Genomic DNA, 12,181 nt, shown 5'->3' with positions numbered 1-12,181 from the left:
ATAAAAGATCAAAAATGAGTAAGAGAAACATATTTGTGTTTAACATATAAGTCATTTAAGTTTTTATATGAATAAAAAAAAGCTTTAAAATTTTTTAGCCTATATAAAAGGGCATAAAAGATCAAAAATGAGTAAAAGAAACATATTTGTGTTTAACAGATAAGTCATTTAAGTTTTTTATACTGATAAACAAAAACTTTGAAGCACCGAAAAAAATATTTAGTCTTAAATGAACTTAAATGACTTATATGTTTAAAAAAAATCAAATGGCATTCCAAATTACCTCGTCAGGTGTTGGAGCAACGATAATGATTTTTTCTTTCGAAACAGGATGGATAAATTCCAGTTTTCGGGCGTGTAGATGTATGCCTCCATCGGGATTACTTCTGTCAAAACCGTATTTTAAATCGCCCTTAATTGGTGAACCGATTGCAGATAATTGCGCTCGAATCTGATGGTGTCTTCCAGTATGCAATAGAATTTCGAGTCCGAAATAATTATCCAGTTCTTTGATGATTTTGTACTCCAAACTAGCCATTTTGCTATCGGGAACTTCTTTTGTATGCGCCTTGGAAGTGTTGTTTTTTTCGTTTCTTTTTATGTAGTGAACAAGGGTGTCTTCGTTTTTGGATGGTCTGTTTTTTACCACAGCCCAATACGTTTTTTGAGTATCTCTATTACTGAATAATTCATTCATACGTACCAAAGCTTTGCTAGTACGTGCAAAAACGACAATCCCTGTGGTTGGTCTGTCTAATCGATGAACAACTCCAAGAAATACCTCGCCAGGCTTGTTGTATTTTTCTTTAATGTATTCTTTTACAACTTCGCTTAATGGTTTGTCTCCTGTTTTGTCTCCTTGCACAATATCGCCTACGCGTTTATTTACGACAATTAGATGATTGTCTTCGTGCAGAATTTGGAGATTGGATTTATTGGAAATTACTTTCATTGGTTTTTAAAGTTACAAAGATGCTAATACGCTAAGGTTCTAAGATTAGAAAATGAATTGCTAAGATACAAAGATGCTAAGTTTCTAAGAGAAAAAACTTAGAAACTTAGCATCTTAGAAACCTAGTATCTTAAATTAATACTGCTCTTTTTCGTTTGGAAAATCCTGTGACTTCACATCAGTTACGTATTTACTAATTGCCGAAGTCATTCCTTCATACAGATTCATATAACGTCTCAAGAAGCGTGGGCTGAACTCATTATTCATTCCCAACATATCGTGAATAACCAAAACCTGTCCGTCAACTCCGCCACCGGCTCCAATTCCAATTACGGGAATTGAAATACTTTCGGCTACTTGTTTTGCTAATTGAGCAGGAATTTTTTCGAGAACCAAAGCAAAACAACCCAATTGCTCCAGTAATTTGGCGTCTTCGATTAATTTTTCGGCTTCTTGTTCTTCTTTGGCACGAACAGTATAAGTCCCGAATTTATAAATAGATTGTGGTGTCAATCCCAAATGTCCCATAACAGGGATTCCGGCATTTAGGATTTTTTTGATAGATTCTTTTATTTCGCTTCCGCCTTCCAGTTTTACGGCATGGCCACCACTTTCCTTCATGATTCTGATAGAGGAACGCAATGCAGCTTTAGGATCAGATTGGTAACTACCAAAAGGTAAGTCGATAACAACCAAAGCTCTGTCAACCGCCCTTACTACCGATGAGGCATGATATATCATTTGATCCAAAGTAATAGGAAGTGTAGTCTCGTGACCGGCCATAACGTTTGAAGCCGAGTCACCAACCAGTATTACATCAACTCCGGCGGTATCCACAATTTTGGCCATTGTATAGTCATAAGCCGTAAGCATGGAGATTTTTTCGCCATTGGATTTCATATCGATTAAAGACTTGGTGGTAACTTTTTTGTAATCTTTTTTTATTGCTGACATCTTGTTTTTATTTTAATTCCGAAACCTCGGGATTGATTCTGTTTAGAGAGTGCAAAAATAATAAATAGAATTCTTCTAAATTGAATTTTCGTGAAGAATATGAAATCTAGGACAGGTCAAATTGTGATATTGGTAATTTGATGTATTGTTTTGAAGTATTTTTATAATGAAGCACAGAATTGAATTTGGTTTCCTACTTTGGGTTTGTGTGAGTTCAACATAATTGTAATCTTTATAAAATCTTTATATCCTGCTTGGTTATATTATAAAATACTTACATGATATGCTTTAACTTTGTCTTATCAAATAAATGCAAGGATTATGAATAGTATTTTGAATCAAATAAAGATTAAAAATCAATATTTAATTAGCGTTTTATCAGTCGGTACAGTTGCTTCACTGTGTTTGTTTATCCGAGACTATTTAGATTATAAAATTGTTGGCTATCTGCTATTAGTGGTCGTTTCGGTTTTATCTATGTTTTTAAATATTTTGCCATTATTGCTCAGTGCCGTTTTGAGCGCGTTAATATTGAATTTTTTGTTTATAAAGCCTTATTACACACTGCATATCAGTAGTGCCGAAGATTCATTGTTATTGTTTTTGTTTTTCATTATTGCACTGGTAAATGCTGTTCTGACACACAAAATCCGTAGAGCCGAAAAGGTATTGCAAGTAAAAGAAGTGAGAATAAATACCATGAAGCTGTATAATGCTTTGCTCGATTCCTTGTCCCATGAATTGAGAACGCCAATTTCGACAATTATGGGGGCTATCGATACGATTCAAAGCAAAACGATTTCTATTTCTGAAAAAAATAAAGAAAATCTATATGCCGAAATAGAAAAAGCTTCGTTGCGATTGAACCATCAAGTCGAGAATTTACTGAATATGTCCCGACTCGAATCGGGTGTTATTGAACCAAAAATGGATTGGTGTGATTTAGAAGAATTGGTTTATAATGTTTTGGATCACTTAAAAGACGATTTGCAGTTTCACAAAATAGTCGTGAAGACTGATGAAAATTTACCGCTTTTTAAATTAGACTACGGCTTGATGCAGCAGATAATTTATAATTTGGTTTTTAATGCATCTCAATACACGCCAAAAGGTGCTAAAATTGAAATTAAGGTTTCTTATAATGCTGATGTCGATTTTGAATACAATCCCGATAAATTATGTCCCTGCGTGATTACAATTACCGATGATGGTATTGGTTTTCCGGAAGATGAAATTGATAAAGTTTTTGATAAATTTTACCGTCTTCAAAATTCTAAAACTGGTGGAACAGGATTAGGATTGTCTATTGTAAAAGGATTTGTAGAAGCGCAACACGGAAAAGTAACACTAGAAAACAGGGAAGAAGGAGGTTCGGTTTTTACACTAAGTTTTCAAACCTTAACAATGAATACTAAAGAAATTTCAAATGAATAATAGTGCCCAAATTTTAGTTATTGATGATGAAATTCAAATTAGGAAACTACTTGAAATCACATTGGACTCTAATAATTACAGAACCATTTTTGCTGCAAATGCAAAAGAAGGTTTGTCGATGGTGGCCAATCATCAGCCCGATTTGGTTATTCTTGATTTGGGTTTGCCCGATGAGGATGGACAAGTTGTTTTGAAACGACTACGAGAATGGTATAAAAACCCAATTATTATTTTGACGGTAAAAAATACCGAAGATGAAATTGTAAAAGCACTCGATAACGGAGCAAATGATTATTTGACTAAACCTTTCCGCACGCAGGAATTACTTGCTAGGATTCGAACTGCTTTGCGAAATTTGGTAGCAATAGAAAAAGAACCAATAATTGAATTTGGCTCGGTTTCAATAGATTTGGCTTCCAGAATTGTAAGATTGAATAAAGAGATTTTAAAACTCACAACGACAGAATACAATTTGCTTTCAATATTTGTAAAAAACGAAGGACGAGTATTAACCCATCAATATTTACTGAAACAAGTTTGGGGAAACAGTTATGCTGACCAAACGCAATATTTAAGAGTTTTTGTGGCACAACTTCGAAAAAAAATAGAAGAAGATCCCAATCGCCCTAAATTCATCATCACAGAATCGGGTGTGGGATACCGGTTTAATACCAGTTAAAACTCAATAAAAGTTTAAATAAAAAGAATGTATATGGAGTGTTCTATACACCTCATATAGGACTTGCTATGTCCAAAAATTATTGAATTTAAGAATATAAATTAGAATACAATGAATAAATCAACGGTTCAAAAAGTAACAGCTGCATCGCTTTTGGTTGCACTCGGAATTATTTACGGAGATATAGGAACCAGTCCGTTATATGTTATGAAAGCCATTATTGGGCAAAGAGAAATATCAAAACTACTGGTTTATGGAGGGATTTCGTGTATTTTTTGGACACTTACTTTTCAAACAACTTTCAAATATGTTTTAATGACGCTTTCGGCAGACAATCATGGTGAAGGTGGCGTGTTTTCTCTTTATGCATTGGTCAAACGTTTTGGAAAAGGAAAACTGGTAATTCCAACTATTTTGGGAGCTACGACTCTTTTGGCAGACGGAATTATCACGCCGCCTATTTCTGTGGCTTCGGCGGTTGAGGGATTGGGAGATGTAGTTCCCAATATTCCAATTTTGCCAATTGTAATAGTGATTTTGTCTGGACTTTTCTTTTTTCAGCGTTTTGGAACTCAAAAAGTGGGATTCTTTTTTGGTCCTGCCATGGTGGTTTGGTTTTCAATGCTTTTAATATTGGGATTTGTCCAAATCTTGGAGCATCCTGCAATATTGACAGCTTTGAATCCCATTTATGCTTATGAGTTGTTAGTCGAATATCCTCACGGATTTTGGTTGTTGGGAGCTGTTTTCCTTTGTACCACTGGTGCCGAAGCTTTGTATTCGGATTTGGGACATTGCGGAAAAAGCAATATCAGAATGACATGGATTTTTGTGAAAATTGCGTTGGTTGTTAATTATCTAGGACAGGCAGCTTGGTTGATGAATCAAAGCAATCATTTTCTGGAAGGTAAAAATCCTTTTTATACCATTATGCCACAATGGTTTTTATTTTCGGGAGTTGTTATTTCGACTTTTGCGGCAATTATTGCTTCTCAGGCATTGATAAGTGGTTCGTTTACATTGATTAACGAAGCAGTTTCGCTTAATTTTTGGCCTCGTGTGACCATGAAAAATCCAACAAATTTGAAAGGCCAAATTTATATTCCATCGGTGAATACTATTTTATGGGCTGGGTGTATTTTGATGGTTTTGTACTTTAGAACTTCTTCCAATATGGAGGCGGCTTATGGTTTTTCGATAACTATAGCGATGTTGATGACCACCGTTCTTTTAAATTATTATTTGATTTATATCAAAAAAATGAACAGGGTCCTTATCACACTGATTATAACTGTTTTTGTAATTATCGAAATTGCATTTTTTGTTGCCAATATTGTAAAAATCAAAGAACGTTGGATGTTCTTGTTTTTCGAGCTATTTATATTTATGACCATGTATGTTTGGTATTTTTCCCGAAAAATCAATAATAAGTTTGTGAAATTTACCAATTTGACTGAACATACAGCTAAGTTTCTGGAATTGAGTAATGATGTTACTATTCCGAAGTATGCTACTCATTTGATTTATTTGTCAAAAGCGGACAGAAATTACGAAATTGAAGAGAAAATACTGAGCTCTATTTTTTCCAAAAAGCCAAAAAGAGCTGATGTGTACTGGTTTTTTCATATCAATAGAACCAATTCTCCTTTTGATTTGAATTATGAAGTTATTGAGTTATTGGATGATAAAGTGATTAAGATTGTTTTGAATATTGGTTTTAGAATCCAACCAAAAGTAGAATTGTATTTTAAAAAAATTGTTCAAAATCTTATTGATAATAAAGAACTGAATTTGCACATCCGCTCTGATGGTTCGACAAAATACAATCCAGAACCCGATTTTAAATTCGTTATAATCGAAAAGTTTTTGTCTGTCGAAAATGAATTTTCCGTAAAGGATGGCATTTTACTGAATTCTTATTATATGTTGAAAAACATATCATTATCGGATACAAAAGCTTTTGGACTTGACAAAAGTGATGTAATTATTGAAGAAATACCTATCGTCTATAATCCTATCACAAAATTAGAATTGGACAGGAAAGTTGTAAATTAGATAATTAGATAATTAGATAATTGGATAATTGGATAATTGGATAATTGGATAATTGGATTTTAAGACTAAACTTCATTTTTTTGAAGAAACTTAAGGGACATAAATAATAATTAAACGCAGGTTTAAAAAAAAGATTTCAGATTAGAATTGATAAACTTCTAATTTGAAATCTTTTTTTTTTTTAAGATATCGGAATTAAATTATCTAATTATCTAATTTTCAAATTATCTAATTAACAATCCGCCATATTCACGGCAATTGCAAGTCCGCCTTCGGAGGTTTCTTTGTATTTTGAGTTCATGTCTTTGGCGGTTTGCCACATCGTGTCGATTACTTTATCCAGAGAAACTTTGGCATTTTTGGCATCGGTTTCTAGTGCGAGTTCTGCGGCATTAATAGCTTTTATGGCACCCATGGTATTCCTTTCAATGCAAGGGATTTGAACCAAACCGCCAATAGGATCGCAGGTTAAACCTAAGTGATGTTCCATGGCAATTTCGGCTGCCATTAAAACCTGTTCCGGACTTCCTCCCATCAATTCACACAAAGCACCAGCAGCCATAGCACTCGAAACACCTATCTCGGCTTGACAGCCTCCCATTGCGGCAGAGATTGTTGATCCTTTTTTGAAAATGCTTCCTATTTCGCCGGCAACCATCAGGAATTTTTTGATTTCGGTTTCGCCGCCCTGGTGATTTTCAATAACCAGATAATACATTAAAACTGCAGGAATTACGCCGGCGCTTCCGTTGGTAGGAGCGGTGACTACTCGTCCCAAAGCCGCATTTACTTCGTTTACGGCTAATGCAAAACAGCTAACCCATTTTAGGATTTGTCTGAATTTAACTTCGGTTTTTCTAATTTCTTCCAGCCATTCTTGGGGATTGGAATAATTGGACAGACCAATCAAATTTTGGTGCATGTCAAAAGCCCGTCTCCGAACATGCAATCCGCCGGGAAGAATACCTTCGGAATGACAGCCGATATACATACATTCCAGCATGGTATTCCAAATGCGCATTAATTCATGATGAATGGATGCTTCGGGGCGCATCGATTTTTCGTTGTCATAAACGATTTCCGAAATGGTTTTGTTTTCTTTTGTGCAATAGGCCAAAAGTTCACTGGCTTTGTCAATCGGGTGGGGGAAAGCGCATTTTATAGCTTCTTTTGCTTGCGCATTTTGGCTACCTTCTTTGACTACAAAACCGCCTCCTATGGAGTAAAATGTTGAACTGTATTGGGTTTCGTTATTGAAGTAAGCAGTAAATGTCAATCCATTGGCATGAAAAGGAAGAAAATTTTTGTTGAAAATAATATCCTGAAGAATGAAAAACGGAATAGGAATTTGGTTCCCCAAATAAATTTCGTTTTTGGTTTCAATCGATTTGATGATTTTGTCAATATTTTGAATCGGAATGTATTCGGGATCTTGTCCGCTTAATCCCAGCATAACAGCTAAATCGGTTGCGTGTCCTTTTCCTGTTAAGGAGAGAGAACCATATAGATTGACTTTTACTCTCTCAACAGAATTGATGTCATACTCATCTCTCAGTTCTTTTAAAAATCGTTCTGCAGCACGCCACGGGCCAAGAGTGTGGGAACTGGATGGTCCGACACCAATTTTTAGCATATCAAAAACGGAGATGCATTCTTCCATAAATTTATAGTATTTGATGAACAAATATAAATACAAATTAAATTATAATGAAAGTTTTTGTGTTTTAAAATGATAATTTGATAATATAGTCTTGAAAAAACTTTGTTTGATTGAGATATTAATAATCAGGTGTGAAGCTGTTTGGTTTTGATTTTCGGTGTTGATAAATCTTTTAACAAATAATTGATAGTTTTTAATGATTTTATTGGCTTGAAAAGATTTTAATCATACATTTGTCGCTACATTCAAAAATTCCGGAAAACATGTTTGAATTTCACCAGTATTTAGGCTTTTTACTTTTCTTAACCATCCTTACAATGGGATTTTGGTTAATGTTTTTCTTGGTTGGTTTCGTATCTTATTGGGTAGGAGGAGCAACTTGGGAGGCTTACAAAGAAAAGAAAGCAAAACAAAGAGAAGAAGAAGAAGCATAGTTTCTTTTTCCTTACAAAATAAAAAAGGACTCGTGTTGCGAGTCCTTTTTTTATTGGCTAGATTTCCCGCATTAGAATTGGAGAAATCTAATGCAGGTGTTATATTTATTTATCCTGGAAAATCACCATCGTTACCGCTGTCATTTTTAGGAGCTTGATTCTTTTCTTTTTCGTTTTTAGCCTTGTTGAAACGGTAGGTAAATGACAAATTGAATTGACGTTTACGGAATTGCATTTCGCTATATGATGTCTGGTTGTCAAGATAAGTATAAGATCTCATAATTCTTGAGTTTAAAATATCACTGATATTGAATGCAAGTGTTGCTTTATCCTTGAACAAATCTTTGCTGAAAGCCGTGTTCATACTAAACTGATCTAAGTTTTTGCCTTGAGCTGTTTTTTGTTCACCATTGTACATTGCGCTCAGTTGCCAGTCAATTTTGTACGGTAAAGTTAGTTTTGAATTAATTCTCGCAAACCAAGTGTTGGCTTGGTTGTCTAGATTTTGTACAATAAGATTGCCTTTTGTGTCTGTGTAGCTGTGTTCTCCAGTTGTTTTTACATTGTAGAGATTGAAGTTACTGTTTACTCTCCATATTTTGAATGGGGTGTAATTTAAAGTAAACTCAAAACCGTATTTCTGTTCTTTTCCTAAGTTAATTGGTTGGCTTTTAATTACCGGAACTCCGTTTACTTCATCACCCGTAGGAGATCGTACAAAGCTGAAAACGTCTTTGGTGTCTTCAAAATAAGCAGAAGTATTAAATGTTACTTTGTCCCAACGTTTGATATATCCAACGTCAAATTTATTTGTTAATGACGGATCTAAGTCTGGATTTCCCTGAAAAATATTAACGTTACTGGAATAGTTTACAGCAGGGTTCATAAAACGGCCTCTAGGTCTTGTTAGACGCTTGCTGTAGCTTGTTGTAATGTTGCTTTGATCAGACAGTTCATAACTGATAAAAGCACTTGGGAAAAAGTTGTTGTACTTTTTGGTATTAAAATCGTTATTGTCCAACAAGTTTACATGTATGTTGGTGTCTTCCCAACGTAGTCCAAATAAATAGGAGAATTTATTTTTCTTGAAACCGTACTGAGAATAAAGTGCATTGATGTTTTCTTTGTATTCCAAAGTGTTTGATAAATTAGGAATTCGTGTTCCTTGTTCGTCAAGAACATAATATTGGTTGTTTAAGTCGCCAAAACTTCCTTTATATCCAGCTTCAAATTGGCTTCCTTCTCCTATTGGAAGCACGTAATCGGCTTGAATTTGTGCTTGTTTTTGAACTTGATTATTCAACGTGTTGTTGTAATTCTGAGAACCTGTAATAATACTTTGACTATCATCATTATCTCTTGAAAGAGTAGCGTCAACGGTAAGTTTATGCCCTTTGTCGTTGAAGTTTTTAATTAAATTTGAAGTATACGAGATGTTCTCACTGTTTGTATCTCCATTGTTTAAACGGTAAGTTGTACCAGTAAAATTATGGGTAGCATCATAGTTTTGATAGTTGATTACATCATTCGTATTTCCTGTATTGTTTTCGTAATTTAGGGCATTTGTCCAATAAGTATTTGGTGCTACGGTCCATTCAACACCGGCTCTTCCGTTGAAACCATCTCTTGTTCTTTGGGTTTCACGATCTTCATCTAGAAAATTTTTGGTTGATTTGTCTGGGTTGAAATACTCAGAATTTGTTTTACCACCGCCTTCATTTGTTCTTGAATTGTATCCTACGGTAGAAAAGTAGTTTAGTTTTTCTGTTTTGTAATTTACATTAGCACTTAAACCATACGTTTCGGGAATACCGCCAGAAGCGATTAATGTTCCGTTAAAACCTTTGTTTTTTCCTTTTTTAAGGATAATGTTGAGTATTCCAGAACCACCTTCGGCATCATATCGGGCAGATGGATTGGTGATAACTTCAACTTTATCAATTGCATCTGCAGGAAGTTGTCTTAATGCTTCGGCGATATTTACCGCATAAGAAGGTCTTCCGTCAATTAAAATTCGGATATTGTCGCTTCCTCTTAAACTTACATTTCCTTCGGTATCAACAGAGACTGAAGGAATGTTGTCTAAAACATCACTTACCGTTCCGCCTTTTACCATCATGTCCTGACCAACGTTATAAACTTTTTTGTCCAGTTTGATTTCAACAGTTGATTTTTCTGAACGAATAACGACTTCGTTCAACTGAGAAGCATCATCTTCGAGAGCAATTGTACCAAGTGAAGTCTTTTCGGTTATGTTTTTTCCTGTGATGTTGATTGATTTGAACGAAATAAAATCGATAGTTATATCATAAACACCAGGAATTACATCTGCATCAAATTCTCCTTTGCTATTGGTTATTCCACCAGAAATAGCTTTGGGGTTTTTTTGATTTTTTAAAGTGATTGTAGCGTCTTCAAGGGGTTGATTGTTTTTCTTTGCTATAATTTTACCCGTAACTTTTATTTTGGTAAAAGTTGGAGGTCCATTTTGGGCAAAATTTGATAGTCCTAAAAATAAAAATAACAGAACTATAATGCGGTTTAGATTTTTCATTAAATTGTATATATGTTTTCCTTTTGGATAGTTTAAGGCAGATAAGGTTTAAAGTTGATTTATTAAAATAATGTTAATGTCTATATAAAAGGAATTACTTTTTCGAGATCACGGCCAATAATCGCTTTATTTCCGTTGACTACAATGGGGCGTTCGATGAGAATTGGATTCTCGGCCATTGCCTGAATAATTTCATTTTCTGTCAATGTTTTTCCTTTGAAATTATCAATCCAGATTTGTTCTTTTTGCCGAACAAGTTCAATTGGAGATAAATTCAGTTTTTGGAGTAATGCGGTCAATTCATCAACAGTTGGTGGGGTGTTGAGGTAATTGATAATTTCGATTTTTTTGTTGGATTCCTGCAAAACGAGTAAACAATTTCTTGATTTTCCGCATCTTTGATTATGGTATATTTGTATCATTTTGTTTGTGTTACTTATAATGTTAAATTTTTTTTGGGCAAAAGTAAGATTTGGAATAGTATTTGAAGTATAATTTTTTAGAAAAATGATAAATGTTTATAGAGCAAGGAATCAATACCGGTAATAAATTTTGGAAGTACATATTAGGCTCCATTTTTGTAATTGGAGCTTCTTTTTTGGGGCAAATGCCTATGTTGGTGTTGATGCTTTTTGAAACAGCACTAAAGGGAAAAAAATATCCAACAACAGATGCTGAATTATTGCATTTTTTTGAACCCAACTTAAATTTATTTTTATTGCTGATTCCATTTGTGTTTGCATTGGGAGGAATCTATTTTGCTGTTCGCTTTCTGCATAGGCAAAAGTTTATTTCCATAATCACATCCAGAGAAAAAATGGATTGGAAAAGAGTGTTTTTTTCTTTTGGTATATGGTCTGTATTTACAATAATTTCGACATTATTGATGTGTTATGTGAGTCCAGATGATTTTAAATTTAATTTTCAGCTCGTTCCTTTTTCGATTTTGGTAGTGATAGCCTCGCTTTTGGTGCCAATTCAAACGAGTGTCGAAGAATTGGTTTTTCGTGGTTATCTGATGCAGGGATTTGCTAATTTATTCAAGAATAAATGGTTTCCCTTACTTATGACTTCCTGTGTTTTTGGTCTGATGCATTTTTCCAATCCAGAAGTTGCCAAGATGGGGAATATAATTATGATATATTACATAGGAACAGGACTCTTGTTGGGGATAATGACTCTGATGGACGAAGGGATGGAATTGGCTTTGGGTTTCCATGCCGCAAACAACCTGATTGGGGCTTTATTGGTAACTTCAGATTGGTCTGCTTTTCAAACATATTCTATTTTCAAAGATGTGTCAGAACCCGTAGCAGGGCTTGATATTATCTTGCCGGTTATTGTGGTTTATCCCTTGCTTTTGACTATATTTGGTATGAAATACAAGTGGTCTGGCTGGAGGGATAAACTAACAGGGGCTGTTGTGTAAATAGGCTTTCAGTTAATACTTTAAAAAATA

At 34.4% G+C, this 12,181-nt stretch carries 10 protein-coding genes; 5 read left to right on the top strand and 5 right to left on the bottom strand.

What is annotated here, in order from left to right:
* Positions 1 to 262: 262 nt before the first annotated feature.
* Complete coding sequence (locus EM308_RS13975; protein ID WP_035640697.1) at positions 263 to 952, bottom strand: RluA family pseudouridine synthase; 690 nt, start codon at positions 950 to 952, stop codon at positions 263 to 265.
* A gap of 135 nt (positions 953 to 1,087) precedes the next feature.
* Positions 1,088 to 1,906, bottom strand: a complete 819-nt coding sequence (gene panB / locus EM308_RS13970) for a 3-methyl-2-oxobutanoate hydroxymethyltransferase (protein WP_035640701.1) — start codon at positions 1,904 to 1,906, stop codon at positions 1,088 to 1,090.
* A 321-nt stretch (positions 1,907 to 2,227) separates the two neighbouring features.
* On the opposite strand from panB, the gene EM308_RS13965 reads away from it, so the two are divergent.
* The 3 genes from EM308_RS13965 to EM308_RS13955 all read left to right on the top strand — a co-directional run bounded on the left by EM308_RS13965 (position 2,228) and on the right by EM308_RS13955 (position 6,074).
* Entirely contained in the window at positions 2,228 to 3,340 is a 1,113-nt protein-coding gene (locus EM308_RS13965; RefSeq protein WP_051877915.1) for a sensor histidine kinase, read from the top strand.
* Positions 3,333 to 4,019, top strand: coding sequence for a response regulator (locus EM308_RS13960; protein WP_035640704.1), 687 nt, complete (start codon positions 3,333 to 3,335; stop codon positions 4,017 to 4,019). Before EM308_RS13965 ends, EM308_RS13960 begins: the two co-directional genes overlap by 8 nt.
* A gap of 111 nt (positions 4,020 to 4,130) precedes the next feature.
* Positions 4,131 to 6,074: a KUP/HAK/KT family potassium transporter gene (locus EM308_RS13955; RefSeq protein WP_035640707.1), complete on the top strand. Its 1,944-nt coding sequence runs from the start codon at positions 4,131 to 4,133 to the stop codon at positions 6,072 to 6,074.
* A 232-nt stretch (positions 6,075 to 6,306) separates the two neighbouring features.
* Here EM308_RS13955 and EM308_RS13950 read toward each other — a convergent pair whose 3' ends face one another.
* Entirely contained in the window at positions 6,307 to 7,734 is a 1,428-nt protein-coding gene (locus EM308_RS13950; RefSeq protein ID WP_035635707.1) for an L-serine ammonia-lyase, read from the bottom strand.
* Between the two features lie 263 nt (positions 7,735 to 7,997).
* On the opposite strand from EM308_RS13950, the gene EM308_RS18110 reads away from it, so the two are divergent.
* Positions 7,998 to 8,168: a hypothetical protein gene (locus EM308_RS18110; RefSeq protein WP_035635705.1), complete on the top strand. Its 171-nt coding sequence runs from the start codon at positions 7,998 to 8,000 to the stop codon at positions 8,166 to 8,168.
* A 109-nt stretch (positions 8,169 to 8,277) separates the two neighbouring features.
* Here the strand turns inward: EM308_RS18110 and EM308_RS13945 are convergent, their stop codons facing one another.
* Positions 8,278 to 10,722, bottom strand: a complete 2,445-nt coding sequence (locus EM308_RS13945) for an outer membrane beta-barrel family protein (RefSeq protein ID WP_035635703.1) — start codon at positions 10,720 to 10,722, stop codon at positions 8,278 to 8,280.
* An 80-nt stretch (positions 10,723 to 10,802) separates the two neighbouring features.
* Positions 10,803 to 11,144, bottom strand: a complete 342-nt coding sequence (locus EM308_RS13940) for an arsenate reductase family protein (protein WP_035635700.1) — start codon at positions 11,142 to 11,144, stop codon at positions 10,803 to 10,805.
* 92 nt (positions 11,145 to 11,236) lie between these two features.
* On the opposite strand from EM308_RS13940, the gene EM308_RS13935 reads away from it, so the two are divergent.
* On the top strand, positions 11,237 to 12,151 hold the full coding sequence (locus EM308_RS13935; protein ID WP_035635697.1) for a CPBP family intramembrane glutamic endopeptidase: 915 nt from the start codon (positions 11,237 to 11,239) through the stop codon (positions 12,149 to 12,151).
* Positions 12,152 to 12,181 lie beyond the last annotated feature (30 nt).

Source organism: Flavobacterium gilvum (assembly GCF_001761465.1).
GTDB classification, from domain to species: Bacteria; Bacteroidota; Bacteroidia; order Flavobacteriales; family Flavobacteriaceae; genus Flavobacterium; species Flavobacterium gilvum.
This window is presented reverse-complemented; position numbering and strand designations above follow the sequence as displayed.

What these genes read in the sequence shown, in the direction of transcription:
- EM308_RS13975 (WP_035640697.1), bottom strand. Translation starts at nt 952, where the DNA reads ATGAAAGTAATTTCCAATAAATCCAATCTCCAAATTCTGCACGAAGAC.
- panB (WP_035640701.1), bottom strand. Translation starts at nt 1,906, where the DNA reads ATGTCAGCAATAAAAAAAGATTACAAAAAAGTTACCACCAAGTCTTTA.
- EM308_RS13965 (WP_051877915.1), top strand. Translation starts at nt 2,228, where the DNA reads ATGAATAGTATTTTGAATCAAATAAAGATTAAAAATCAATATTTAATT.
- EM308_RS13960 (WP_035640704.1), top strand. Translation starts at nt 3,333, where the DNA reads ATGAATAATAGTGCCCAAATTTTAGTTATTGATGATGAAATTCAAATT.
- EM308_RS13955 (WP_035640707.1), top strand. Translation starts at nt 4,131, where the DNA reads ATGAATAAATCAACGGTTCAAAAAGTAACAGCTGCATCGCTTTTGGTT.
- EM308_RS13950 (WP_035635707.1), bottom strand. Translation starts at nt 7,734, where the DNA reads ATGGAAGAATGCATCTCCGTTTTTGATATGCTAAAAATTGGTGTCGGA.
- EM308_RS18110 (WP_035635705.1), top strand. Translation starts at nt 7,998, where the DNA reads ATGTTTGAATTTCACCAGTATTTAGGCTTTTTACTTTTCTTAACCATC.
- EM308_RS13945 (WP_035635703.1), bottom strand. Translation starts at nt 10,722, where the DNA reads ATGAAAAATCTAAACCGCATTATAGTTCTGTTATTTTTATTTTTAGGA.
- EM308_RS13940 (WP_035635700.1), bottom strand. Translation starts at nt 11,144, where the DNA reads ATGATACAAATATACCATAATCAAAGATGCGGAAAATCAAGAAATTGT.
- EM308_RS13935 (WP_035635697.1), top strand. Translation starts at nt 11,237, where the DNA reads ATGTTTATAGAGCAAGGAATCAATACCGGTAATAAATTTTGGAAGTAC.